20 protein-coding genes are annotated in these 24,953 nt (G+C 48.4%); 7 read left to right on the top strand and 13 right to left on the bottom strand.

Annotation, left to right across the window (positions count from 1 at the left end; genetic code table 11):
* Nucleotides 1-456 precede the first annotated feature (456 nt).
* Nucleotides 457-1,290 carry a futalosine hydrolase gene (locus tag MKY23_RS05495; protein ID WP_339836091.1) on the top strand — a complete coding sequence of 278 codons (834 nt, stop codon included), beginning with the start codon at nucleotides 457-459 and terminating at the stop codon, nucleotides 1,288-1,290.
* Complete coding sequence (locus MKY23_RS05490; protein ID WP_251507888.1) at nucleotides 1,287-2,129, top strand: 1,4-dihydroxy-6-naphthoate synthase; 843 nt, start codon at nucleotides 1,287-1,289, stop codon at nucleotides 2,127-2,129. The genes MKY23_RS05495 and MKY23_RS05490 overlap by 4 nt, the downstream gene beginning before the upstream one ends.
* Before the next feature lie 832 nt (nucleotides 2,130-2,961).
* On the opposite strand, the gene MKY23_RS05485 is transcribed toward MKY23_RS05490, so the two are convergent.
* Both MKY23_RS05485 and MKY23_RS05480 read right to left on the bottom strand, forming a co-directional pair.
* On the bottom strand, nucleotides 2,962-3,594 hold the full coding sequence (locus MKY23_RS05485) for a pyroglutamyl-peptidase I (RefSeq protein ID WP_339839246.1): 633 nt from the start codon (nucleotides 3,592-3,594) through the stop codon (nucleotides 2,962-2,964).
* Between the two features lie 324 nt (nucleotides 3,595-3,918).
* Nucleotides 3,919-4,920, bottom strand: a complete 1,002-nt coding sequence (locus MKY23_RS05480; RefSeq protein ID WP_154984555.1) for a Gfo/Idh/MocA family oxidoreductase — start codon at nucleotides 4,918-4,920, stop codon at nucleotides 3,919-3,921.
* Nucleotides 4,921-5,149: 229 nt separating this feature from the next.
* Between MKY23_RS05480 and MKY23_RS05475 the strand changes: the two genes are divergently transcribed.
* The 4 genes from MKY23_RS05475 to MKY23_RS05460 all read left to right on the top strand — a co-directional run bounded on the left by MKY23_RS05475 (nucleotide 5,150) and on the right by MKY23_RS05460 (nucleotide 10,154).
* Nucleotides 5,150-6,904: an AraC family transcriptional regulator gene (locus MKY23_RS05475; RefSeq protein WP_339836083.1), complete on the top strand. Its 1,755-nt coding sequence runs from the start codon at nucleotides 5,150-5,152 to the stop codon at nucleotides 6,902-6,904.
* Nucleotides 6,905-7,105: 201 nt separating this feature from the next.
* Nucleotides 7,106-8,077: an iron ABC transporter permease gene (locus tag MKY23_RS05470; protein ID WP_339839243.1), complete on the top strand. Its 972-nt coding sequence runs from the start codon at nucleotides 7,106-7,108 to the stop codon at nucleotides 8,075-8,077.
* Nucleotides 8,078-8,091: 14 nt separating this feature from the next.
* Complete coding sequence (locus MKY23_RS05465; RefSeq protein ID WP_339839240.1) at nucleotides 8,092-9,135, top strand: iron ABC transporter permease; 1,044 nt, start codon at nucleotides 8,092-8,094, stop codon at nucleotides 9,133-9,135.
* 59 nt (nucleotides 9,136-9,194) lie between these two features.
* Nucleotides 9,195-10,154, top strand: a complete 960-nt coding sequence (locus tag MKY23_RS05460) for an iron-hydroxamate ABC transporter substrate-binding protein (protein WP_339839237.1) — start codon at nucleotides 9,195-9,197, stop codon at nucleotides 10,152-10,154.
* A 208-nt stretch (nucleotides 10,155-10,362) separates the two neighbouring features.
* Here MKY23_RS05460 and MKY23_RS05455 read toward each other — a convergent pair whose 3' ends face one another.
* The 5 genes from MKY23_RS05455 to MKY23_RS05435 form a co-directional block, all read right to left on the bottom strand.
* Nucleotides 10,363-10,785, bottom strand: a complete 423-nt coding sequence (locus MKY23_RS05455) for a macro domain-containing protein (protein ID WP_339836080.1) — start codon at nucleotides 10,783-10,785, stop codon at nucleotides 10,363-10,365.
* A gap of 50 nt (nucleotides 10,786-10,835) precedes the next feature.
* A complete protein-coding gene (locus MKY23_RS05450) occupies nucleotides 10,836-11,774 on the bottom strand; it encodes a TIGR02452 family protein (protein WP_339836077.1) in 939 nt (312 codons plus the stop codon).
* Complete coding sequence (locus tag MKY23_RS05445) at nucleotides 11,767-12,252, bottom strand: NADAR family protein (RefSeq protein ID WP_339836074.1); 486 nt, start codon at nucleotides 12,250-12,252, stop codon at nucleotides 11,767-11,769. Before MKY23_RS05445 ends, MKY23_RS05450 begins: the two co-directional genes overlap by 8 nt.
* Before the next feature lie 83 nt (nucleotides 12,253-12,335).
* Entirely contained in the window at nucleotides 12,336-13,244 is a 909-nt protein-coding gene (locus MKY23_RS05440) for an NUDIX domain-containing protein (protein ID WP_339836071.1), read from the bottom strand.
* Nucleotides 13,245-13,461: 217 nt separating this feature from the next.
* The gene (locus MKY23_RS05435) at nucleotides 13,462-14,436 is read right to left on the bottom strand and encodes a helveticin J family class III bacteriocin (protein ID WP_339839234.1); all 975 of its coding nucleotides are present in this window, start codon (nucleotides 14,434-14,436) and stop codon (nucleotides 13,462-13,464) included.
* 268 nt (nucleotides 14,437-14,704) lie between these two features.
* Here MKY23_RS05435 and MKY23_RS05430 point away from each other — a divergent pair, with 268 nt between their 5' ends.
* On the top strand, nucleotides 14,705-15,859 hold the full coding sequence (locus tag MKY23_RS05430; protein WP_339836068.1) for a DUF418 domain-containing protein: 1,155 nt from the start codon (nucleotides 14,705-14,707) through the stop codon (nucleotides 15,857-15,859).
* A gap of 162 nt (nucleotides 15,860-16,021) precedes the next feature.
* On the opposite strand, the gene MKY23_RS05425 is transcribed toward MKY23_RS05430, so the two are convergent.
* The 6 genes from MKY23_RS05425 to MKY23_RS05400 form a co-directional block, all read right to left on the bottom strand.
* Nucleotides 16,022-17,584, bottom strand: coding sequence for an ATP-binding protein (locus MKY23_RS05425; RefSeq protein WP_339836065.1), 1,563 nt, complete (start codon nucleotides 17,582-17,584; stop codon nucleotides 16,022-16,024).
* Between the two features lie 325 nt (nucleotides 17,585-17,909).
* Nucleotides 17,910-18,929, bottom strand: coding sequence for a galactose/methyl galactoside ABC transporter permease MglC (mglC, locus tag MKY23_RS05420; protein WP_154890711.1), 1,020 nt, complete (start codon nucleotides 18,927-18,929; stop codon nucleotides 17,910-17,912).
* Nucleotides 18,926-20,449: a sugar ABC transporter ATP-binding protein gene (locus MKY23_RS05415; RefSeq protein ID WP_154984563.1), complete on the bottom strand. Its 1,524-nt coding sequence runs from the start codon at nucleotides 20,447-20,449 to the stop codon at nucleotides 18,926-18,928. Before MKY23_RS05415 ends, mglC begins: the two co-directional genes overlap by 4 nt.
* Before the next feature lie 75 nt (nucleotides 20,450-20,524).
* Entirely contained in the window at nucleotides 20,525-21,601 is a 1,077-nt protein-coding gene (locus MKY23_RS05410) for a galactose ABC transporter substrate-binding protein (protein WP_339836062.1), read from the bottom strand.
* Nucleotides 21,602-21,948: 347 nt separating this feature from the next.
* Nucleotides 21,949-23,154, bottom strand: a complete 1,206-nt coding sequence (locus MKY23_RS05405) for a substrate-binding domain-containing protein (RefSeq protein WP_339836059.1) — start codon at nucleotides 23,152-23,154, stop codon at nucleotides 21,949-21,951.
* The gene (locus MKY23_RS05400; protein WP_339839231.1) at nucleotides 23,141-24,922 is read right to left on the bottom strand and encodes a sensor histidine kinase; all 1,782 of its coding nucleotides are present in this window, start codon (nucleotides 24,920-24,922) and stop codon (nucleotides 23,141-23,143) included. Before MKY23_RS05400 ends, MKY23_RS05405 begins: the two co-directional genes overlap by 14 nt.
* Nucleotides 24,923-24,953: the final 31 nt, after the last annotated feature.

The following is a 24,953-nucleotide window of genomic DNA, read 5'->3' as shown; positions in this document are numbered from 1 at the left end:
TGTTCCGGCTTTCGGAAAGGACATGATCTGTTTGTAACTTGTCCACTTGTCGTGTACATTTGGGGATTTTGTTTATCAAAAGGTGGACACTTTTCTTAAAAGAACACACTTCACCTACCAACCTACATATAGATCAAAAATAACAATTTTGATTTTCCCATCTATATATGGTGTTACAATCATTAGTGGAGGGACATGCTCTTTTGGAGAGTACTGTCCACTCTTTGAAAGACAAAAAGAATGAATTTGTTTCCATACAGTGGACATATAAACGTATAAGTGTATGGTTACGATTTTGAGTTCGGGTTATGTGTATGTGTATGTGTATGCACACGAATGAAGAATTTTTGCAAAATACTAAAGCAGATAGCCTTCTGAACACTATAACCGTATACATGCTAGGCTTGGAAACGGCGATCTATCTACTATTACAATTAAAATCGAGGTAAACAACTCATGAACATAACAAAAGGTACGTTTTCTGATAAGATTTCTTCTGCAGCCGGGCTCTGGGCTTCTTCACGCATACTGATTGTAACGGCTGTGGACGCGGAAAAAGACGCCATCCTTCGCGGCTTGGGTGATGATGCCGCAACACAGTTTGATGTTATTGCAGCGGGCGTTGGCCCTGCCTCGGCCGCTGCCGGAACTGCCGCTGCCCTAGCTTTTGCTTCAGCAGCGGCACGTGAACTGGCGCACGGCAAGGCCGCGCCAGAGGAACTTGATGCGGCGCAAGGCACAGCCGCATCTTCAGGGCCGGGGCCCGTTGCCGGGACAGGCGCCAGATCAACAGCCTATGGGCTGGTGATCAGTGCCGGCATCGGCGGCGGGTTCCCCGGCCGTGCAGACGTCGGCTCCCTCGTGGTAGCCGACGCCATGGTTGCAGCCGATCTGGGCTCGCAGACGCCAGACGGCTTCCTCTCTGTGGACGAGCTCGGATTCGGCTCGTCCCGTGTGGCTGCGGACGCGGTGCTTGCCGCGCGCCTGCGCCATGAGCTGCAGCGGGCAGGGCTCGCTGTCAGCGGAGGCACTACGGTCACCGTGTCCACGGCGACCGGAACCGCGCAGACGGCCGCGGAGCTGTTGCGCCGCGTGCCGGATGCTGCCGCCGAAGGCATGGAAGGCTTCGGCGTGGCAACAGCTGCGCATCAGTTCGGCCTGCCGGTGCTCGAACTGCGCGGTATTTCTAACGCAGTCGGTCCACGCGACCGCGACGCTTGGCGCATCAAGGATGCCCTGGATGCGCTCCAGGCAGCAAGTTCTATTTTACGGGAGGTTATTACATCATGAATATTGCTTTTTCCCCTTGTCCTAACGATACTTTTATCTTTCACGCTTGGGTACACGGTCTGATTCCTGGTGCACCTGAGCTTGACGTTCGCTATGCGGATATCGATATAACGAACGGTCTTGCTGCAAGTCCAATTGGACCAGACATTCCGGAAGTGATGAAAATCTCTTATGCAGCGCTACCTTATGTATTGGAAAACTATGCTTTATTACCTGCTGGCGGTGCTCTGGGCAGAGGCTGCGGCCCTTTGGTTTTAACAGCTGATGGAACAACTGACCCGTCATACCTGTCTGGACGACGTGTTGCCGTACCAAGCGAGCGCTCGACAGCCTATCTGTTATTCCGTCTATGGGCCGCGCAAAATGTTCCTGGCGGTGTCGGTGAAATTGTTGTCATGCCTTTTGATAAAATTATGCCTGCCGTTCGTGATGGTCAAATCGATGCCGGGCTGGTTATCCATGAAGCACGTTTTACGTACCAAAACTATAATTTGCAGCTGATGACTGACCTCGGCAACTGGTGGGAAAATGACACAGGCCTGCCGATTCCGCTCGGTGCCATTATTGCCCGCCGTGATCTGGATGCTCACGCTTTGGCCGGCTGGGCACGTGCCTCTGTGGAGTACGCTTGGGCTCATCCTGAAGAATCGCAAACATATGTCATGGAGCATGCACAAGAGATGGACCCCAAAGTAGCCGCTCAACATATCGATCTGTACGTCAACGAATTCAGTGCTAATTTGGGTGAAGACGGTTATGCTGCGATTACGGCCCTGCTTGGTCGTGCCATGCAAGAAAAACTTGTTCCCGAGTTTGACTTGAACTTGTTAAAAATCTAAACTTCACGTTGCAATGCTCTCTATCGGCTGGTATTGGAATGTTTCCATGTTGTTTAACTCTGAACTTAGCCGGAGCTACTACTCCTTAAGGTTTTGACCTATCTTTTATGTACCGTCTATCTCTAACGATCCTGACAGACCTTATTTGACTCATTTTTGCAGTCTGCAAATTCTAACGATCACCAGAAACCTTATTTAGCCGAAAATGGTCCTTTTTCATCTCAATCTGGTCTATTTCGGTGAAATAGCGTTCCTACGGATCGTTAGAATTCTAAAACCGCCAAATTGGTGTAAATAGCGTCTGTGGGGATCGTTAGAAATTGCGCCAGATAGTCATGCAGTATCATTGGCCCTAACACGCCGTAAGATTGAGTCTACACAAGGTTTCCACCCTCATATTGGGTACTAGCTCGTAAAACTCCCCTATGATTGGGAGATATTATGTGTAAAAACCAAACTAATCAAATACGAGTAGGGCAAGTCTTCTCGCCACCTTTGTGACGTATTGGAGTTGCCCTTTTATTCGTTGAGTTGGTTTATCAGTTATGGCTTGCTTATAGCCTATGGTTTGTTTGTGGGTTACCTGGTTGTTGATTGTTTATTAGTTTATTGATTACCTAGGTTATTGATTTCCTCGTATTCGTTTCCTCGTTGTATCGTTGTATCGGTTTGGTTGTTAGTTTGGTTTGTTTGTTGTTTGTCGCCAGGTTATTGATATATTGTTTGCCTCGTTATTAGTTTATCATTGTTGGTTGCCTGATTAGTGTTGATTGTCCGGATCCGCTTTTTGTTGGTTACCTAGTTATTCGTTACTGCTTGATATATCGGCAGTTTAATTACTTGTTTCCGTCTCCGACATAACCGTGCGAATCATCGATCGCAGTGCATCCAGCATCACTGGAAGTGGCAGAGATGGGACAGAAGGTGCCTGAACAGCCATTTCTGTCGAAGCCGGAAAATGAACAAAGCCTGCTCGCACAGACAACTGTTGCAACCGAATGTAATCGAGTATCCGGTACATCGTGTTATTACATATATATGTTCCCGCCGTATTGGAGACTGTTGCTGGTATGCCTCTAGCCGACATATCATTGACCATCTTCCGGATAGGCAAGGTGGAAAATAAACCATCGGGACTTCCGGCTGCAATCGGCTCATCCACAGGGCGCTGCCCCTGATTGTCCGCATAAGATCCGGGCGGAATATCCTTCACATTAATGGCGATGCGCTCTGGCGTAATTGCCGTTCTACCTTTTGCTAACCCGCAGGCGATAACGATATCCGGCTGAAAAACCTGCATCTCTGCAATCAGCATGTCTGCACACTCATCAAAATTCACAGGTAGCAACACGGTTTTTAATACTGCTCCCTCGATCACCTCATGCGCTAATGCTTCCATTAACGCTCCCGTCGGATTGACAGCATCACCGCCAAAAGGTTCAAACCCCGAAATCAGAAACTTCATCAACTGCTGCACTCCCTCCCGATGGAACAATTCAAATGCTACAACCTGCTTCGCCTAATTAGTAACGCTACTCTTCCGTTATACAACTGCAAGGCTTGTACAACTCCAGCGCTCCTTTTTAATCAACCCGCCAACCCTTTGTTTATTTCTGCGGATACAACAACAGATGCCATCACAATAAACTGACTGGACTACATCACTTAAAGAAAACACTCGCCATAAGCGTGGGACTTCTCACACGCCCGGCATTTCCAGCGTTCCATCCAGCTTGCGTGTATCTAAGTCACTATAAATAAGTGCTTTCCCATTACAAGACATCGGCCCTTACTCCGATCTATAGCGTAATCCCCATTGTCGACGAACCGTATCCATCAGCTTCATGATCTCCAGGGATTCGTCCAGTTTCATAGTATTACTCTCTGTTCGACCTTGCAGAATGCAACGTCCCGCCTCTTCTGCTTCGAATGCGTACCCGAGACAAGTCCGATCATCCACAAACTTCTCTGGCTCGTCCTGTCCGTTCACATGTAAATAAGCTTCTTTGCCTGCGAGGAAAAAAGGCAGACGAATTCGGCCTTCCGTACCATAGATTACCGCCTCATTGTTCAGATTCAAACGAATGGCACCGCTTAGTGACGCCGAACGCCCCTCGGAATAAGACAACAATATAGAGAATTGCTCGTCCACACCGGTTTCCCCAATGTGTGCTGTGCTCCATACATGTTGAGGTTGTTCACCGAAGATCATCGACGCGAAAGAGATCGGGTAAACTCCGGCATCCAGTAGCGCACCACCGCCCAGATCGGGATTAAGCAGCCGCCCCTCCGGCTCCCAGCCGATGCGGAATCCAAAGTCTGCCTGTACCATCCGTACTTCACCAATACGACCTTCCGCAATCCATGCCCGTGCCTGTACAATCGGCGGCAGGAAGCGTGTCCACATGCCCTCCATCAGGAAAAGTTTCCGTTCTCGCGCCGTTTCCACGAGCGGCTCCAGTTGACGTGAGTTCATCGTAAACGGTTTCTCACAAAGTACCGCTTTGCCCGCTTCGAGGCAGGCCATCACATTTTCCTTATGTACCGGATGCGGCGTTGCCACATAGATGATATCCACCTCAGGGTCTCGCAGCAATTCATCATATGAAGCGTAAGCGCGTTCAAAACCATATTCGGCTGCAAATTTCTCCGCACTACCTGCGGTTCGTGAACCAACCGCTGCTTTCACCGCATTCCCCGCATGTGCCAAATCCTTGGCAAACTGGGATGCAATCCATCCCGTGCCCATAATGCCCCATCGTACCTTATCCTGTCCCGCTGTCTGTGTCATACGTACATCCTCCCTACTACCAATTTGCGTATTACAAGGTTCATGATTCAGACCAGCCAACATGGTATCTCTCTTATTTTACCAAAAAGAAACGTTTTCGTCAGAAAAGCTTGCTTCCCCTTATCACATTTCAATTCCGCAACAGATTTGCTAAGATAACTTGGAGACATACCATGAGCACATGTACCCTATTGAAGAACACAATGACCCAATGAAAGGAAGGTACGCCATGATCTCTGAGCCTAATGAAGGCCATAACCGCATACCTTCAGATGACGAACTGACTGTACGCCCTAGCGGCAATTTAAATCATATAAATACACGTGCAACGGCTCGCAATGAACTTCACCAGTTCCTGGATCATGCCTTGGTTGAACTTCGCCGGGCAGAGCATGTTAACACACAGCAACGTTTCCGGTGGCTGACGGATGAACTCCCGAATCATACCTTCATCTATATGCATCGCTTCACAGGAACACAGATTGTGGATGCCGAGCCATCCCGTGTTGTTCGCAAAGCGGCCTGTTTGTACCCACCCGGAACACGTCTTGAACTTGTGTCGGATGCAGATCATGATACAGAGTTGTACATGCTTGAATTTGACCTGTTTCGAGTGACGGAGAAAACAGAAGCGAAGCGCATCTATGAACGTGAACTTCATTCACCTGTTGCCGGATGGATTCGAGGGCCCTTTTACGGCATTCAACGTATCGCTACCCAACTGATCGAACTTACACATCCCGATAACGAAACAGCATCCCGTGAAATCAAAGCACAATTGCTATTAACCGAGCTACTCTATCTACTCTGGCCTGAAGAAAATTCAAGCCCTATCGAGGAACAGGGGCGGGATCATCCCGAGTCCTGGTTAAAATCAACATTGCAATATATACAGCAACATTATATGCATGAGATTAAGCTGGATACCCTGGCCGAACTGGCTGGCATGCATCCGTCGTATTATTCTCAACTGTTCAAAAGCCGAATGCACAAAAATCCGATCGAGTATATTACTCATCTGCGTATGAACCGGGCGAAGGAAATGTTACTGACCTCCGATCTGCGTATTCGTGATGTCGCCCGTGAGGTCGGTTACCGTGACGAGTTTTATTTCAGCAGACGGTTTCGTAATTATGCCGGCTACGCACCAACGGCTTATGCCAAGCAAGTTCATCGTAACATTGTATCACTTTCTTATCCCTATACCGATCACCTGATGACACTTGGCATCACACCCTGTGCAGCACAGATTCAAGGCCATCTGCCACATCTGCCCCGTTCGCTCACCATGCCTTTTCATGCCTATGAACCGTGGGAACAAGGGCGGCAGGCATTTCTCGATGTGAATCCCGACCTGATTCTGACCAAAGATAACGCTACGGCTAAAGCGATGGAACATATTGGTGATGTTGCACCCATCATAACCATTCCATGGAACCAGACCGACGTGTTCGGCCATTTGGAACAGATCGCTTCGATTGTAGACCGGACTCAGGCGGCCAAAGAATGGCTGGACAAGCATGAGCGCAAAGCAGAGCGTGCACGCAAGAAGATCAAAGAACAGGCTGGCGGCCTCACTGTAGCTGTAGGTACATTAACTGCCAAAGGGCCGCGGATGTACAGCCACCGTAACTTCGGTCATGTGTTTTACCGGACGCTACAACTCGGCGCACCTCAGCGTATTCAGACGGAACTGAACGGCCAGGCTCCCGGGATCGGCTTCAACTGGATGCCTTTTACACCCGGAGAATGGGACGGTCTGGAAGCCGATGTGCTTGTGCTTGCGACAGACAACCTGCATAACCCGGCAACATTATTGCAAAAATTAAAGAATGATCCTCTATGGAACAGCCATCCCGCCGTTCGCAGCGGCCGTGTGCATCTTGTAGATTGGAACGCTTGGGTTGTATACGCTCCATATTCCATTAACATCCAGCTTGAGGAAGCGCTCTCGATGTTGACGAACAGGCCCGCACTTTTGTAATCTAAAAAATGTCCATTTCCCAAATCTTAATTTATGCCATGTACGGGCCTGGATTAAGATTTTATAATATTCACTAATTGATAATGATAATCAATAACAACGAAAGATGTTATTTGTTATAAAGGAGTGACCCGTATCCAACATCCGGGACTGCCTCATCGCCCGTCCAAGACTCCACGATCCGCAGTCACCGTTGGGCTGATGTTTCTGTCTGCCATCGCGATCCTGCTGATCAGCATGTTTGTTGCCATCTCATTAGGAGCCAAAGGCTTAACACTGGAAACCGTGTGGACAGCCATTTTCCAGTACAACCCGGCTCTGACACCACATCAGATCATCCATGAATTGAGACTGCCACGCGTGCTTGCTGCCGCTGTGATCGGAGCTGCTTTTGCTGTAGCCGGAGCCTTGATGCAAGGCATTACCCGTAATCCACTGGCCGATACCGGCATCCTTGGCATTAACGCTGGAGCAACGTTTGTCGTCGCATTAAGCTTTGCGTTCTGGCCAGGATTATCTTACGGATGGATTATGCTTTTATCGTTTATAGGAGCCGTGCTCGGTACATTGCTCATCTTTCTGCTGGGCATGGCTGCCCCAGGGGGCTTGAGCTCCATTAGGCTCACCGTGGCTGGTGCAGTGATTGCCGCAATGCTCGGGTCTCTGAGCACAGGAGTAGCCATTTATTTTGATCTGAGCCAGGATCTGGCCTTCTGGTATGCGGGAGGTTTTGGAGGAATAGAATGGCGTCATCTGAAACTGATTCTTCCGGTGTTACTGCTCACACTACTATTAACCATGCTGCTCGCACGTCGTATTTCGCTGATGTCCCTCGGGGAAGAAGTCGCCATTAATCTCGGGATGAACCTGCGCTGGACTCGCTTTCTTGCTCTTGCCGCTGTCGTTGTGCTCGCAGGGGTGTCCGTCTCCGCTGTAGGTTCGATTGGATTTGTCGGGCTGGTCATCCCTCATATCTCCCGTAAACTGGTGGGCGTAGATTATCGGCTCATCATTCCGATGTCTTCCCTGCTTGGGGCGATTCTGCTTGTGCTCGCTGATCTCGGGGCACGCATCGTGAATCCGCCTCAGGAACTGGCGGTAGGTATTATGGTCGCTTTTGTCGGCGTACCGTTCTTCCTCTATCTGGCCCGTAAAGAAAGGAGGGCTTTGTAGTGATGAAACGGGGAATGAAATCCGTCGTCAGAATCCCTTTAAAGAAGTTTAATCAAACCTCTCGGGGCAAAAGAGCCGTACTTATCAGCTCTGTTCTGCTGTGTCTCGCAACATTGGTGGTTCTCATTAGTCTGAATACAGGCACAGTTCGCGTATCCCCACTGGCCGTGGTGCAGACCTTGCTGGGACAAGGGAGTGAACAGGATCAGATCATCCTGTTTGACTACCGATTGCCCCGCATTCTGGTCACCGTTCTTGCCGGAGCTGGATTGGGCATTGCAGGTGCTGCGCTACAAGGCATTACACGTAATGCACTTGCCGATCCGGGGATTCTGGGCTTGCATGCTGGGGCGGCTTTTGGGCTAATGATTTTTGTCAGCCTGTCGTTCAGCATGGATACCTCAGTAGCACTGTTGATCCCACTCTTTGCTTTTGCCGGCAGTGTAGTTGCAGCGCTGATTATTATGCTACTGTCCTATGACCGAAACAGCGGCGTATCACCAATTAAACTGATTCTGGTCGGCATTGCTGTTGCTGCTGGATTTCATGCGCTTACGCTCTATCTGTCGCTACGTCTCGACGAGGACACGTATTCCTTCGCTGCACGCTGGCTTGCAGGCAGTGTATGGGGGCGTGACTGGATTCATGTACAGGCTTTGTTGCCTTGGACCGTAATCTGCATCGCCTATATCTGGAGCCGTTCCAAAACGTTGGACGCCTTCCATCTAGGCGATGCCGCTGCGACCAGCATCGGCACACCTGTGCGCTCGCGGCGCATCCTGCTTCTGCTCTGTGCCGTTGCCTTATCTGCGGTCAGCGTATCTGTCGCTGGAGGTATTGGCTTCATTGGACTCGCCGCCCCGCATCTGGCCCGCAGACTGGTCGGGCCACTGCACCGGCACTTGATTCCCGCCGCAGGACTGATCGGCATGGTGATTCTGGTAACGGCCGATACGGTCGGCCGGACAATATTTGCACCAAATGCCATACCAGCGGGTGTTGTTGTAGCTGCGATTGGCGCGCCCTATTTTTTATACCTGCTGGTACGGACGAAATAATGCTATCCAAAATATGAATTTCATCCATGAGATGTTTAAGGAGAACGCGAATTATGTTTATGTTAAAGAAAAATCTTATGCTTTTGCTAACGATCTGTTTGGTGCTGGTACTTGCAGCCTGCGGGACAGCCAAAACGTCCACATCGGGCGCGAACGATTCAAACACCAATGCTAACACAAACACATCCGCAGACGATTCAAATAGCACTGCTGCTTCAGGTGCACCGCGTATCGCTTCCATGTCCATCCACCTGACCAATGATCTGCTTTCCCTCGGGATCACGCCTGTCGGTTCTGTCATCGGCGGGGAAGCAAAAGGTTTCCTGTCCCATGTCGCTGATCGTCTGAAAGAGACGACACCACTCGGCCCGGTCAAAGACCCGGATATGGAAGCCTTGCTTGCGCTTAAACCAGATGTGATCTATCTCGACGAGGAGTTTTCCGGTGATGATGTGGCCAAATTCGAAAAAATTGCACCTGTACATGTGTTCAATCTGGACAACGGCACATGGCGGGATCACCTGAAAGAGATTGGCAAGCTGGTAAATCGCGAGAAAGAAGCGGAGCAGTATATTCAGGACTACGAAACAGAAACAAAAGAAGTCCAATCACTGATTCATGATCAGATCGGTGACGGCACTGTCATGGCCATTCGTGTCACAGCCAAGGAATTACGCGTATTCAGCACACGCCGTCCTATGGGCCCTATTTTGTACGATGATCTCGGACTGACTCCAGCCAAAGGCATCAAAGACATGGATACCTCCAAGCCATATCAGGTCGTATCCCGTGAAGTGTTGCCAGACTATGATGCCGATGCCATCTTTGTCGTGGTTAACTCAGATGATGAAGCCCAAACCATGTTCAAAGAGCTGCAAAGCAATCCAATCTGGCAAGGGCTGAAAGCGGTCAAAGCAGGTCATGTGTATCCGATCGGGGCACAGCCTTGGCTTGATTACTCTTCCATCGGGAACAAAATGGCTATGGATGAAGCAAAAGAGATGTTTTCCAAAAAATAAACCCAGCTTCGCCTATTCATAAAAACAACAAAAAACCTCGCTTCAGTAACGGAAGTGCGATTGCGAGAGCACAGGGCATATGATTCATGCTCCGAGCTTAATGAATACAGGGATCAGACTTCGTAATAGTCTTACTCCCTGTACCTCGCACACTTCCTTACCCAGCTGAGGTTTTTTCTTTTAGATACAACATACCGATTGTACTCGATCATACTGTGCATACAACGATCTCGATATCCATCTCCGCAAACGTATTCTGAATAATTACGCTGACCTTCTCCCACTTCAATCTGTCCAACCCGCAACCGATTCGAGGCATAGCCAGCCCAGTAATTCCCTGTTCTAAGCAGACATCCCGCATAGACTCAACCGCCTGGGTTAATGATGCATACGTAGGTTTATTCGAAAATTTGGCTTTGGTCACAAGATTCAGCGTCCTTCCAACCGGATAACATCGCCCAATCTCCAGCGGCTCTAGCTTCGCTTGCTCCTGAAGTGTCCGTAGATCAAACCGCTCTCTGAATTGCACAGCAATTCCTTTACCCATTCTCGCATCGGCGGATATGCAGTGTGCCAGCGCATAGTGATCCTCTAGTTCAAACAAATCCTGCTGTCGTTCATGAAATTGCATGTTAGTTCCCCTTTCTATGACATGACGTCCGTGCTTTCTCCTGCTCACACTCATGCTAGCAGACGCTTGAAGGTCTCCAACGTTCGCTGTCCTGCACTCCGGTCATATATGGCAAATACGATGTGATCAAAGTAGTCCCTGTATCCTTCTTCATCCAAAACCTCGGCAAAATACGATGCCACCTGTGCCGGTTCATTCCGGAACACACCACAGCCAAAGGCCCCAAGTACGATAGTTCTATGACCTTGTACAGCGGCAACCTCCAATATATATCGAATGCGTTGCTTCATGACCGACTTGATCTCTGCATCTGTTGCTTCCTTCCGCTCTTTGACTACACCTGCATTTACCGCTGGAGCGGTGATAAAGGCCGTTGTGTAATATTGATCCAGCAATCGGTCGTAGTCGTCACGGATCACGGGAACATCTGGAGAATAGATCATATGGTCTGAATAGAGGCACGTACGTTGCTTGCGATTGTACTCATACATCCCTGTCATCTGGGCAATACATGGATATAGCCCTGTTGCCCGTGCCAAGCTTTCCTCCTGAGCCTGACTTCCACCAAGGAAACCACCACCCGGATTTTTGGCCGATGCAAAATTCAGACAAACTACATCCGTTCTGCCTTCCTCTAAGGTTAGACGCGCTGCTGCTGCCAGCGTCGTTTCACCGGTTACTTCCATCCGGGCCGGGTTTCCTCCTTTGCGCAATTTCTCCCCTAGTTGAGAAAGCTCCGAGGGCCTATAGAGAACTGAATTTTGAATGGCTTGCTCCATGTCTTTCTTGATATGAACAGCACGATCATATCCGTTTACATACACGCCTTCTTCCAGAATCTCCAACGTCTGATGTGCTATACGCGAGCGTCCGGAACGCGAGCTAACGCCAGTCTTATCTGTTGATGCGTTAGAATTACGAGACCCGGTGGTCGTATTATTTGAATTACTGATGTTGCTGTGTTTGTTTTGTTTATCGAAGTTACTCATGTCGATCCCTTCCTATCTCTTCTCTCAGACGAGTAAGAATCTCACCTAGCCAGTTCGTTCCTCGCCATGTTTTTCTGTTACGAATACGCGGATCTTCCTCCGCCAGCCCCACACCCCAGATCCGATCATCCGGGCTTGCCTCTACAAGTGTTGTGCCTTGGGTGGCGAGCAGAGCCGCCAGTAAATCCTCGTTCTGTGTAAATTTTGCCTGATTGCCTTCATAGACAATGCGCTGGCACTCGCTTTCCCATGTCGTCTGGTCAAAACCTGAGACCTGGCGGCCTAGCTTTTTTTGCACCGAAGCCGAACGGGTCTTCATGATTTTATCCGCAATCTGTTGATCGCCAAAGAGCAGTGCTTTCTGATGCATCATATATTGCTCTGCACTTGTATACTGAACCCCGTTCACCGTAAAATCAGCCTTAAACCACTGGGAGAACGGCGATGCTGTCCGCCAGAAAAACGTAAACTTTTCCATACATATCACCTCTTACTCGTTCCATTCCAAACGATTGCTTACATCCTTCGGATTGAACTATTTCTACTCATAACCAACTCCAACTACAGTACTTCTCTCTCCGGATTTAATCGGTACAGCCGGGATGGCCGATGACCCGCACTGCTTGTATATTCCCCCGTTTCAATCACCCAGTCTGCCATTTTGCGCCGAAATGCAGCTGCCAACAGTTTTCTGCCGCTAATAATCTCATACACTTTCTGCAACGCCGTTAACGTAAATTTCTCCGACATCAGATTAAACGCGATATCCGTATATTCAATCTTGGAACGTAGCCGCTCCAGCGCGTAATGAATAATTTGGGCATGGTCGAATGCGATCCCTTGAACATCCACCAAACTCAACTTGCTGTTCCGCACTCGCCCTTCTACCTGCTCTGTGGTCTCCACAGTGGCTGACAGCTGTTCTGTTTCATTGCTCAAAATAAGCTGCAATCTGCGCTCTGTTACCCGGCCGCGTTCATGAATATGACGTTTCTCTTCAATGAGTTTCTTCTCTACCCGGAACCAGCTTGCGTCGCTGGCATCATCACCCGCCTGGAGCTCCAGCTCACTGCTGTCCACCAGAGCCATATAAGAGCAACTAATGACCCGTGTGCGCGGATCGCGGCCTACATCTCCCCATGTATACAGCTGTTCCAGGTAGATACCGTCCAGTCCTGTCTCCGTATGCAATTCCCGACGGGCAGCATCCTCCAGTGATTCATCCATGGAGACAAATCCCCCTGGCAGTGCCCATTGCCCCAGGTAGGGGTGACCTCCCCTGCGAATCAGCAGTAAACCAAGCTCCGGTTCTGCCAGCTTACGATAATTTTCCTGTTCTCCGCTTCGAATCGTAAATACGAGCATATCCACAGTAACCGAGGGACGTTCGTATTCTCCGGCATCATAGGTTTTTAAAAACTCTTCCTCGCTAATGTTGACTGGATCAAACGCTTTGTCTCCATGAGACATGGTTCACACACCTCATTCTGTTATTAACAATATGTTATTAACAAATCGTTAATAACAATGTAGCATACTCGTATGTAGCAGGTCAAATCTTCCATAAAGCCAAAAAGCCGCCACCTTTGCTCTACACTTTCATAGCAAAGGTGGCGGCTAACACACCCGTTTAATATTCCATAGAATTTATAACGCGGTGCAGTCTCAGAGACCCACCTAATCTTTCTTAAAACACGCTATCCGGAACGTAGTATATTTTCTGCCCACTGGATTTATTTCCTGGATCGGCCACAATCAGAAAGTAGACGTTCCCGTTCTTGTTTTGTACACCCTCGATTTCGTGTTTTCCGACATTCGTTATTTTTACAAGAGACTGATACACGCCAGAACTTGAGATTTTAGCAATCTGAGGCGTATCTCCTTCCGCCCCGCCGGATGTAAATATTTGAGTCTTACCGAGCAAGTCTACCCCTTGGAATGACCCATTTGGCCGAATAATTCCGCTGCCCGACTGCGTGAAACTGGAAACAGCCGCCTTAATTGCTGCAGGGCTGTCCATGCGGACCTGTTTGTTCTGATCAAGCAATCTGTTTAATGCAGCCGTATCGTAGACAGACCAGACTACCTTATCCGTGTTTGATTTTCCATTTTCCCTCGTTTGAATTCGGAACACGGTGTAGTTGCTGTTGCCACCGCCATCCACTCGGTATGTCGTTCCCTGTTTCGTACCCTTTTTATTCGCATAGTTCATATAAGTAAACCGATGAAGGTCGGTATAATCTACAGTTTTGCCAGCAGCATATTGAAGTCGAGCTACTTGAAGTGACCAGACGTTATCAGATGATGAATCCGCTTTGGAGCTAAAATAAAAATAGTTCGCTCCGTTGTACGTATACATATCCAGCGTCTGGCAATGCCCGCTGTTCGTAATCGTCATATGATCCACGTATTCGGCATTATTTCCTTTGATTAGTAGTCTGGATAGTTGACATGTCGTATTCACCCGCTGCGTTACGTATACGTATTTGTCTGCTATATAAGCCTTCTGCACCACCCGGTTAAATTTGAGTCCTTTGAGGTTATAAGCCAGTTTGGCTGAAGCATTTACGGTTTTTCCTGGAGAAGCTGCAAGAGCCGGGACCACAGACATCATAAATAGCATTACTGCCAGAAAAGCGGCTACGATCGTTTTCCACTTCATTGTTGTAAGGTTGAGAGATTGTTTTTTAATCACACAGGTGCCTCCTTTTTCATTAAGTACGGGATACATCGGATATGTTAGGTGGTCTCTGAGACGATACCGCATTCAATAGATAATACCATATTTTCCAAATTACGAATCATAAATTGCACATCACGAAACGACTACTTCTCCAAGAACCTAATTTCCTTTAAAATTGAATAATTCTTTTTAGTACATTTGTGTTATATTGTTTTTAATTCATATGTACCACAAAAAGGAGGACTTCATGAAACGAATTGCCCTACTCGATATTCTTAGGGGTTTTGCAATTATTGGCACCTTGGGAACCAACATTTGGATTTTCGCTTACCTTGGTGATCTGAACCTGGTATTCGGTAACGTGCTTGAGCCGTGGTGGAGTTCAGGAGATCGCCTGATGCAGACGATCATGCTCATCTTGGTGAATGGAAAATTTCTTGGTATGCTCACTTTGCTATTTGGAGCCGGCATGGAATTGAAACGCCAAAAAGCAGCTCGTGAAGGCTATGCATGGCCCGGTGTCTATATCTGGTCATGTGCACTTCTGCTGCTGGACGGACTATTGCATTATATTTTAGTAATGGAGTATGACGTGTTGATGAGTTATGCCATTACTGGCATGATTGTATCCCTGATTATTCACCGCTCCAGGCGCTTTATGCTAACGATGATGGTGATTGCAGGAGGCATACATGTGATCGGCGTTACGGGAATTACAGCCTTGCTGGCATTCGAATCCGGTTCATCCTTTAACGGGATGGATACCCTTACACACCTGTATGCTTCTGGAACGTGGTGGGAACAAGTGATGTTCCGGCTGAATAATTTTGGTTTTTTCCGTACAGAATCGATAGCTATCATCCCACTGAATGTTTTTCTCTTTCTACTAGGGGCACTGCTTATGAGAACGGGAGTATTTTCTAACGAAGAGTCCGGACGCCGTAAGCGCCGTAAACTGATGATGATCGGACTTGCGGCAGGTATTCCTCTAAATCTGCTGTTGCTCGTTCCCGGTGGAGTTATGGATATTTGGGTACGCTATATCAGCGCGCCAGTACTTACGCTTGGTTATCTCGGAATCATTGCCTATGGATTGGAAAAAGGTCTTTTCCCCAAGCTGTTCCAGCGTTTCGGTGAAATTGGCAAGATGGCGCTGAGTTGTTACATTATGCAGAATATCATCGCCTCTGTGCTCTTCTATGGATGGGGACTTGGCCTGGGCGGACGTCCGTCTTCTCTATTTATTTTGTTGATATGGCTTGGCATTTGTGTGTTACAAATGCTATTCTCACACCTCTGGCTACGCAAATATCCACTAGGTCCAATCGAATGGTTGTGGCGCAGGTTGTCGATCTCCCCTTCTCCCAAACCCGGACGTACGTCTCAAGATACTTCTGTATAAATCCTTTTTACGCAAATAAGGGCATCCCGGAACTCCACCGATGATTGATCGTAATCAATGACCGATGGAGTTCGTAGGATAGCCCTTGTTTATTCCATACTGCTAAAGAACCCAGCACGCCTTATTCCCCCCTTTTTGCGCTGGTCTGACACACAACACTAACTATTCGCCCGATTCCACAGGCAAACACAAGGTGAAAGTGGAACCTTCCCCCATTTCACTGGAAACGGAAATACTACCGTTATGATCCTGAGCAATTTTTTGACATAGCGCAAGCCCCAATCCCGTTCCCTCCTCCTTTGTTGTGAAAAACGGGTTGAAAATTGCGGTTAACGAACGCTCGGGAATCCCGCTCCCCGTATCGGCTATGGAGATCAGCGCGTTATCCCCTTCCTGTATCATATCGATATGTACCTCTCCGGGGTCTGACATCGCTTCAAAAGCATTACGAATCAGATTGATTAGAACTTGTACAATTTTATCCCGATCCATGTTCACACAAACCGACTCATCCCGCACATGAAGGGTAATCCGATGTCCTCTGGAAGCCGCATCCGATTCGGTCAAAGACATCACACGCTCCAGACAATGTGCCAGCTTCTCCGGTTTCATATGATGGGCTTGAGGTTTGGAAAATTGTAAAAATTCTCCCGTTAAATCGGTGACTCTTGTGACCTCACTCATAATAACTTCATACCACGGTGCGATATTAAAGGATTGCCCACGTGACAGTTGCAAAAACCCTCGGATGGCGGTGAGTGGATTACGGATCTCATGGGCCATCCCTGCAGCAAGCTCACCTACAGCACGCAGTCTTTCGGAACGGAACACTTCCTCTTCATTTTTAATCCATTGACTACGCTGTTGTTCAATCAGTTGATCTTCCGCAATGGTCATGAATTGTTGCAAAGTCTGTGATAACCTCGGATAACGCGATATGCTATAACTTACTTGCAATCCCTGTAGCTGATTAGACAACAAGGAAGATATCCGTTCTTCGATATAGGGTATTTGCGGCAACACAATGGCAAATCGGTCACCCGCATACCGCGATATACCATAAGATTCGGGAAACTGGTTCGTGATCTTTTGTCCGATACCCTTAATGACTGCACACCAGGGATCATCTGATTCCTTTTTGTAACCACTAAAATTATTAACATTCAAAAGAATCAAGAGGAAGGATCGTTCTTCCTCCAACGTCTTATGAAGCACCTGCATGTATCCTTCATAATTTAACAATCCCGTAAGCGGATCATGAAGGGTAAGAAACCGATTTTTTTCCCGAAGTTTCCGTTGTTCAGACTCACTGTTCATTAAAGTATGATATAGCCAAATAACCACTACCGCGGTCAGCAAATCAAATAATGACACCAGCAAACTGTATGCTTCTATCGGAACATATGACAACCTGATGATCGTATACTGGAGCATAAGCAACAGCGAAATCGGTAAGGTCTGTACCATTCTCTGCTTGTCCTGAATCATTGAAATGATGAGCATATAATAGAGCAGATTACACCAGTTTAATTGACTGAAATAATGAAATGCACCAAGGATTAACCATTGAATCCATGTTAAAAATGGATAACGCCGTTCCGCCCATATGCTGATAATTAGCAGAATGCCTGTGACGATCATCAAGGTTGGATGCGATGCTTGTCCCAGTACAGTAGAGGATACCATGACAAGCAGACAACCTATTGGGAAAATTACCATCTTCATTGTGTAACTTAGCAAATAGCCTCGCCCCCTTAGACAAAAGTCACACTTTCAAACATATACACAAATATTATATCGATTATGATTAGCCGATGTTGTCGATTATTGGAAGATGTTAAAATTCGCAAGAATATATAATTTTCACAAACAACAGGACATATGAATGCATTGAAATGTAAAAATGTGCACATTAATATTTCCGTACGTATTTCGCAACGCAAAATTCATCATAAACTATTCAAAGCCAGCTCTCGAGGGATGAGGGCTGGCTTCTTTGTTGTTTTTCCATATTAGGTAACTTGTTCTGGAAGAATAAGCGGATCTTCTATTATTTCTTAGCCATGTATTTGCGAATATCAAACGCTACAGCTGCAACAATAATTAACCCTTTAATAATCAGTTGCCAGTAAGGACTTACCCCGATAAAAGTCAGGCCGTAGTTAATGACGCCAAAGATCAGCACGCCTGCCATCACACCGGGTACAGTTCCGATTCCTCCAGCCGTAGATACCCCGCCAACAACACATGCAGCAATGGCATCCAGTTCGTACATATTACCGTAGTTGTTCGTTGCTCCACCGGTACGAGCCGCTTCCAGTACGCCGCCCAGTCCATAAAGCGCCCCAGCAATCGCGTACAACGCAATCAGGTTTCGTGCGACGTGAATACCAGATACGTGAGCGGCCTGAATGTTTCCGCCGATGGCATACATATTTTTACCCAGACGGGTTTTGTTGAAAACAACCCAGCAGATCAGTGCTACTCCAATGGCGATGAGCACGATGTAGGGGATCGAATAGCCTCCACCCAGATCAATATAACCTGATCCTATTGTGGTGAAATCCGGTCTAAGTCCTCCGATGGGTTGCGACTGGTTGGGTTCTGTATCGAAGTAGATCGAGTTCAGACCATAAACAGCGACCATCGTACCCAGTGTGGCAATAAAAGGGGGGACATGTAGCTTGGCAACGATAAGGCCATTCACCAGACCAACGAGCAACCCTGCTATGATGCCGATTACGATCGGCAAGCCCACCCATAATTGCGGCAGATCCGGGAAAAAGCGATTGGCATACGTATCAATCTGTAACATCGATGCCGATACCACTGCGGTCAGACCAACTACGCGTCCAGCCGACAGATCGACGCCTCCCGTCACCAGGATGAACGCCGCACCCAGTGCGATAATCGCGCGAGTGGAAGATTGTTGTAAAATATCTCGCAGGGTGGAAAATGCGAGAAAGTTCGGATCGGCAATGGCGATACCGATAACAAGCAGGATCAGCACAATAAAAATCGCACGCTGAGCCACATATTGCTTCACTTGATGAACAAGGGTTGTATTCATTTGTGTTCCTCCTGACCAGCCATCCGCTGCTGCGCGGCCAGCCTCATAATATGCTGTTCTGTCGCCTCGGCTCCGTCCACAATACCGGTGAGGCGTCCTTCGCTCATGACCATAATGCGATCTGACATCCCTAACAATTCAGGCATCTCGGAACTGATCATGATAATGCTTTTGCCTTGCCGGGCCAGTTCCGTAATGATCGTATAGATTTCGAACTTGGCTCCAACATCAATTCCGCGTGTGGGCTCATCCAGCAACAGAATCTCAGGGTCAGTCAAGAGCCAGCGAGCCAGCAGTACCTTCTGCTGATTGCCTCCAGACAGGTTCCGAATAAGCGTGTTAACTGAAGGCGTTTTGGTTCTGAACTTTTGCGTCTGTTCCCGCGCCTCTTCCCGTCCCTTCTTCTCGTCCAGCAAACCCAGACGATTTCGGTAACGACCAAGGCTTGCGATAATCGTATTCTCATAAACGGATAACACGGGGAATATCCCGGTCACTCGTCGCTCTTCGGTTAATAGTGCTATGTTATGACGCTTGGCGGCAGCGGGCGAGTTAATCTTCACCTTGCGACCATGAATGGTAATCGTGCCGGAAGCCAGTCCTCGCAGTCCAAATAAGGATTCCATCAGTTCCGTCCGCTGCGCACCTACCAAACCGCCAATGCCAAGTACCTCGCCTTTGCGCAGATGAAACGAAACATCCCGGAACGAATTCGGCTGATTCGACGTCAGACCCTCTGCTTGAAGAATGACTTCACCAGGGACATTAAGCCTCTCCGGGAATCGTTCACTTAAATCACGTCCAACCATACGTGTAATGATCAGGTCTGTCGTCAGATCCGCAGCATCCCAAGTGCCTACAACAACTCCATCTCGCATAATAGTCACTTCATCCGAGATCGTTAAAATTTCCTCCATCTTGTGTGAGATGTAGATGATGGACACGCCGCGGCTTCGCAACTTATTGATGATCGTAAACAATTGCTCCACTTCTTTACCCGTAAGGGATGAGGTCGGTTCATCCATCACAATCACTTTGGAGTGAAACGATACCGCTTTGGCAATTTCCATGGATTGAATTTTGGACACAGACAACGTTCCAGCAAGTGCCTTCGGATCAATATCCAGATTCAAATCCTGAAAGAGTGCCAGCGTATCGGCATACATCCGTTTCTCATCCACCAGAAGCCCCTTCATCGGGAAACGTCCCAACCATATGTTTTCCATCACCGGACGGTGCGGAACCGGATTCAACTCCTGATGAATCATGGATATACCCTGCTGTAATGCGGCCTTCGAATTCGGAATCTCTACAACCTTGCCTTCGATGCGCACTGTGCCTGTATCGGGACGATACATTCCGAACAAACATTTCATCAAGGTTGACTTTCCCGCCCCGTTCTCGCCCATCAACGCATGAACGGTTCCCGGCTTCACCTTCAGTGTGACTTCACTGAGCGCCTGCACGCCGGGGAATGCTTTGGAAATCCCGTTCATCTCCAGCAGATAAGGTGACTGCATCTTCTATCTTCCCCTTTCATCTGACCGGCAAAAAAAGGACGTTGCCAAGATGACATACGTCCCTCTCTGCTGCTATTATTGGGCGTCGGCAATGTTGTCTTTCGTAATTTTTTTGTAAGCAATCCAGACATATTTCCCGTCTGTAATATCAAATTTGGTATTTTCTTTGGTTGGTGTCTCACCTTTGGCAAGAACAGCCGCCAGTGCAACCGTTGCCGCTCCCTGATTTTTGGCATCGTTCAGCACGGTGCCCAGCATGGTCCCATCCTGCAACGCCTGAATTGCTGGAGCTGTAGCATCCACACCTACGACAGGCATCGTTTTGCCATCCTTGAAGTAACCCGCTGCTTTCAATGCTTCAATCGCACCAAGTGCCATGTCATCATTGTTTGCCAGTACCGCTTCGATTTTGTCGCCATGCGAAGCAAGGAATGCCTGCATTTTCTCTTGGCCTTTTACCCGATCCCACATTGCCGTATCTTCGGCCAGTGCTTCAACTTCAATGCCGGCATCCTGAATAGCTTGAACGGAATATTTGGTGCGTAGCTCGGCATCCTGATGACCCGGTTCACCTTTTAGCATGACATATTGGAGCTTGCCATCGCCGTTTTTGTCAGCTTCCGGATGTGCTTTCCAGTAATCCACGATCAACTGACCTGAGATTGTACCGGACTCTTCCGCTTTTGCCCCGACATAGTACACTTTATCCCACTTGTTCATGTCCTCCGCTACAGGCTCCCTGTTTAGGAATACTACCGGAATATTAGCCGCTTTCGCCTTGTCGATGATTACACCTGCTGCAGTCCGGTCTACTGGATTCACCGCCATCGCGTTGTATTTCTTGGATACAAACAGGTCGACCTTCTCATTCTGTGTCGGCTGCGCATTCTGACTGTCTACAATATCAAGGGTAGCTACGCCCTCCGCTGCCGCAGTCATTGCGTTTCTTACTCCTGTCATAAACGTATCGTCAAACTTATAGATGGCAACGCCAATTTTCGGGTTTTCCGTTTGCGTTCCGGCTTCCGCCTTCGTGCCACTGTCTGTTCCCGCGCTTCCGCTCCCACCAGCATTGTTTCCCCCGTTGCTGCATCCTGCCGCTACAGCCATGCACACCGTAAGCAACAATGTCATCCACGTTTTCTTTTTCATTCTTCATGACCTCCCCCAAGTTCATTCGGCTTTACCGATGTCTTTATTATGAAAGGGTTTACATTATTTTCGAATACAATATCTTCATCTGTTCTATCGAAATCCTCATCAGTTCATCTATACTAAATAAGTTGAACTAAAAGTTTTTACACGATACACTCCGATGACAGAATAACCTTCCAATCGCTGTTATCCCCGGATTTTTTCGATTCCCTTTTCTAAAAGGGAAAATCCGGTGATAAAGGCGAGCGCTTCGCTTCTCCAGGTTTTTTCTGTCCTCTCCGTTAATGTGTAAAATAAACAGTTCAACTTATATAGCAAATTCACATGAATCAGGAGAATTATACTCATTGCACAAACGGAAATAAGAGCTTCTGGTTATCCATCCAGAACATATTATCTGTGCTAACGACCTTGGTTTCCAGGATGACCCTTGTCTGAACATGCTCCCGCTTCAGTTTGGCAAGTGCCTGATTAAGCCCCAGGTAGCCAGCACTGTACCCATTCTGCACAATCAATCGTTGAAAAACGCCTTCCTGCAACTGTTCTAACTGCTGTTGTTCGCTACCGAACCCAACAATGCTGATCTGCCTTCCATCCTTGCGACGATGCAATTCATCTGCCGCCCCGAGCGATGCCGGCTCTTGCAGGGCAATGATTCCGGTCAGCTCATGCTGATCCAGTAGTTGCTTGACTGTTTGCCAGCACGCATCCCTGTTGTTGCATACGGATTTGGGAATGATGTTGATGTCCGGGTATTGCTGCAACGCTTCCTCGATCCCTTGTTCCCTCAGAACCAGGCCTGCGCTTAGCGGGTCCGGGCCTACTAAAGCAATAAGGCCATGACCTTCCAGTAATTCAGCCATGCCCTGCCCGGCTTGACGTCCTGCCTCAAGATTATCCATGGAGATGACACTGGTAATGCCTTTGACGGGGAACTCATCGTTCAACACAATAACAGGTACGATACCTCCATCTGTTCTCACCGTCTCTGCCTCCCGAATGATATCGCCAAGAACATCTTCACTTAACGGATCAACCAGCAGTGCGGTTGCCCCTTGTTTCAATGCGAGTTCAGCTGCCTGGACCTGGGCTTGTTCACGCTCACTGCGGGTATAATCCCGATTTGCTGCGGCAGGTGTACCCACAGATGGCGGACTTATTGCATAGTCCGCATTAGATGAGGTGTGTGAAGCGGAGTCCACGGGATACGCTTCAACGGTGATGAGCTGTGCGCCGCGCTCTTTGGCGGCTGCCTCAGCTCCCAGGCGGATCGCTTCGGCGAGCTCCCCCGTGCCCGCAGGCGTAATCAGCGCTATGCGCTGTGGCGACGCCGATTGATCCGCCCCTGCCATGCCGCAGGCGGCACAGATGAACAGGCAGCAGGCTGCAGCTGCCTGGCACAAGGTTTTGAATAGCCATAATCCCGGGGAACCGGGAAGAGTGGCCTGGCTTTCTTTTGCCAATACACCGCGTGTGGTTATGCTCTGGTTATTGATCTTGCTGCTGGTTTCACCAGTGGTTTTGCTACTGATTAGGCTATCGTCCATCATTTATCCCGTCCTCCTTCTGTTCCTCCTGAACAGGAATCCGAATCCATACCGTAGTGCCTTCCTCCAGCTCACTTGCAAATTCCAGGCCATATCCCTCGCCATAATAGTGCCGGATGCGATCATGCACATTGCGTACAGCGACACCGGAACCCGCCCCGCTCTTCACAACCGGACGGCCGCTGAGCAATCCTGCCATCTGTTCCTCCGACATGCCTACACCGTTATCTGTAATGCGAAATATCAGAATCTGCTCTTCACGTTGCACATGCACCTCGATACTTCCCTCGTCCATGTGATACTCGATACCGTGCACAATGGCGTTTTCAATGAGCGGCTGTAGTATCAGCTTCAGTGTCAGGCAGTCCAGCACCTGCTCATCCGCATGAATATTGAAAGTAAACTTGTGTTTGAAACGCATCTGCTGAATGGTCAGGTAATGACGGGCATGTTCCAATTCCTCGCGGACGGTAATGATCGTTTTACCCTGGCTGAGACTGATGCGAAATAAGCGCGAAAGCGACGTAATCATCGTAATCACTTCATCATTACGGCTCATGCCGACCATGCGCACAACCGAATTCAGCGTATTATATAGAAAATGCGGATTAATCTGGGCTTGTAGTGCCTCCAGCTCCAGACGGCGTTTCTGCTCCTGTTCATGAATGATCTCATCCATGAGGTTACGGATTTTGTTCACCATCAGGTTGAACCTACGCGCCAGGCGCTCGACCTCAAGCGGTCCCGTTATGGGCAGCTCCACGTTGAAATCCCCTCGCTCCACCGCCTTCATCTTTCTCTCCATCAACCGGATTGGACGTGTCAGACTCGAAGAGAGAAACAGGGATACCACAATGACAAGCACCAGCACAACAACCAGCACACGAATCAGGTATCCGTTCACTTCCTGACGTGTTGTCATGATTTCATCCAGATACGCCACACCAACAATTTTCCAACCGATATTGGCCACCGATTTGACGGTATTCAGCCTTTTCTGCCCATCCGCCTCATCTTCGTAACTCCCCGTAGCCACGAGAGCCTGCTCAATATTTTCTTTTTTCAGTCCCATATACATGAGTTGCTGCTGTGGATGATACACAATATTGCCAGCACTCTCATCAATAATATAGACGTAACCCCGTTGCCCCAGGCTGACCCGGCTGCTCAGTTCGTCCATTTGTTTAAAATTGATATCGACCAGCAGGATCACTTGCTTCTCCTGGCCCTGCTGTTTGATGGTAATGCCCTTACTCATGGAAACGACCCATTGATAGGGTCCAGCGTACATGTTTTGAATATGAGGCAAGGAGAAACTTAGATGATTAGGTACACGTAGGGCCGATTGAAACCATCCTTGTTGAGTGACGTGAGCACTGCGCTTCAGTTCGGCAGCCGGCCTGTTCTTGAGCAACTGTCCGTCGGCGTCGAGCAGTGTAATGGAAATGATATCTTCCCGGCTACTGAGCAATGTATCCAGCTGTTTGTCCACCTGTTCCCCTTCCCATGTACCGTCCCGTAGCATATGTTCCTCAATGGCACGATACAGATGGGACATGCTGCGCACGTAATCCTCCAGGTTATAACTGACCTGATCCACGATCTGTCTGGTCGACAATTCTGCACTGCGCTCGGCAGCCTGGGTGAATTTGTCATGCAGTAATATCGCCATAATGGTGAGTACCAGCACAATGAAGATGGAGAAAGACCACGTAATAATGGAACGAATGCTGCTGACCTTGGACGAACGAACAACCAAGCGGAGCTTCATCACAATAGACTTGATTCGTGCGGTTAACGTG

Origin of the sequence: Paenibacillus sp. FSL R7-0272 (genome assembly GCF_037969905.1) — a bacterium.
Classification (GTDB): Bacteria; Bacillota; Bacilli; order Paenibacillales; family Paenibacillaceae; genus Paenibacillus; species Paenibacillus polysaccharolyticus.
This window is presented reverse-complemented; position numbering and strand designations above follow the sequence as displayed.

Bases quoted from the DNA above. Each gene is read 5' to 3' on its own strand.
- mglC (WP_154890711.1), bottom strand. From the start codon at position 18,929: ATGAATACAACCCTTGTTCATCAAGTGAAGCAATATGTGGCTCAGCGT.
- MKY23_RS05440 (WP_339836071.1), bottom strand. From the start codon at position 13,244: ATGTCTCATGGAGACAAAGCGTTTGATCCAGTCAACATTAGCGAGGAA.
- MKY23_RS05455 (WP_339836080.1), bottom strand. From the start codon at position 10,785: ATGCAATTTCATGAACGACAGCAGGATTTGTTTGAACTAGAGGATCAC.
- MKY23_RS05400 (WP_339839231.1), bottom strand. From the start codon at position 24,922: ATGAAGCTCCGCTTGGTTGTTCGTTCGTCCAAGGTCAGCAGCATTCGT.
- MKY23_RS05490 (WP_251507888.1), top strand. From the start codon at position 1,287: ATGAATATTGCTTTTTCCCCTTGTCCTAACGATACTTTTATCTTTCAC.
- MKY23_RS05405 (WP_339836059.1), bottom strand. From the start codon at position 23,154: ATGATGGACGATAGCCTAATCAGTAGCAAAACCACTGGTGAAACCAGC.
- MKY23_RS05470 (WP_339839243.1), top strand. From the start codon at position 7,106: ATGTTTCTGTCTGCCATCGCGATCCTGCTGATCAGCATGTTTGTTGCC.
- MKY23_RS05445 (WP_339836074.1), bottom strand. From the start codon at position 12,252: ATGGAAAAGTTTACGTTTTTCTGGCGGACAGCATCGCCGTTCTCCCAG.
- MKY23_RS05415 (WP_154984563.1), bottom strand. From the start codon at position 20,449: ATGCAGTCACCTTATCTGCTGGAGATGAACGGGATTTCCAAAGCATTC.
- MKY23_RS05495 (WP_339836091.1), top strand. From the start codon at position 457: ATGAACATAACAAAAGGTACGTTTTCTGATAAGATTTCTTCTGCAGCC.
- MKY23_RS05410 (WP_339836062.1), bottom strand. From the start codon at position 21,601: ATGAAAAAGAAAACGTGGATGACATTGTTGCTTACGGTGTGCATGGCT.
- MKY23_RS05465 (WP_339839240.1), top strand. From the start codon at position 8,092: ATGAAATCCGTCGTCAGAATCCCTTTAAAGAAGTTTAATCAAACCTCT.
- MKY23_RS05450 (WP_339836077.1), bottom strand. From the start codon at position 11,774: ATGAGTAACTTCGATAAACAAAACAAACACAGCAACATCAGTAATTCA.
- MKY23_RS05430 (WP_339836068.1), top strand. From the start codon at position 14,705: ATGAAACGAATTGCCCTACTCGATATTCTTAGGGGTTTTGCAATTATT.
- MKY23_RS05485 (WP_339839246.1), bottom strand. From the start codon at position 3,594: ATGAAGTTTCTGATTTCGGGGTTTGAACCTTTTGGCGGTGATGCTGTC.
- MKY23_RS05460 (WP_339839237.1), top strand. From the start codon at position 9,195: ATGTTAAAGAAAAATCTTATGCTTTTGCTAACGATCTGTTTGGTGCTG.
- MKY23_RS05480 (WP_154984555.1), bottom strand. From the start codon at position 4,920: ATGACACAGACAGCGGGACAGGATAAGGTACGATGGGGCATTATGGGC.
- MKY23_RS05435 (WP_339839234.1), bottom strand. From the start codon at position 14,436: ATGAAGTGGAAAACGATCGTAGCCGCTTTTCTGGCAGTAATGCTATTT.
- MKY23_RS05425 (WP_339836065.1), bottom strand. From the start codon at position 17,584: ATGAAGATGGTAATTTTCCCAATAGGTTGTCTGCTTGTCATGGTATCC.
- MKY23_RS05475 (WP_339836083.1), top strand. From the start codon at position 5,150: ATGATCTCTGAGCCTAATGAAGGCCATAACCGCATACCTTCAGATGAC.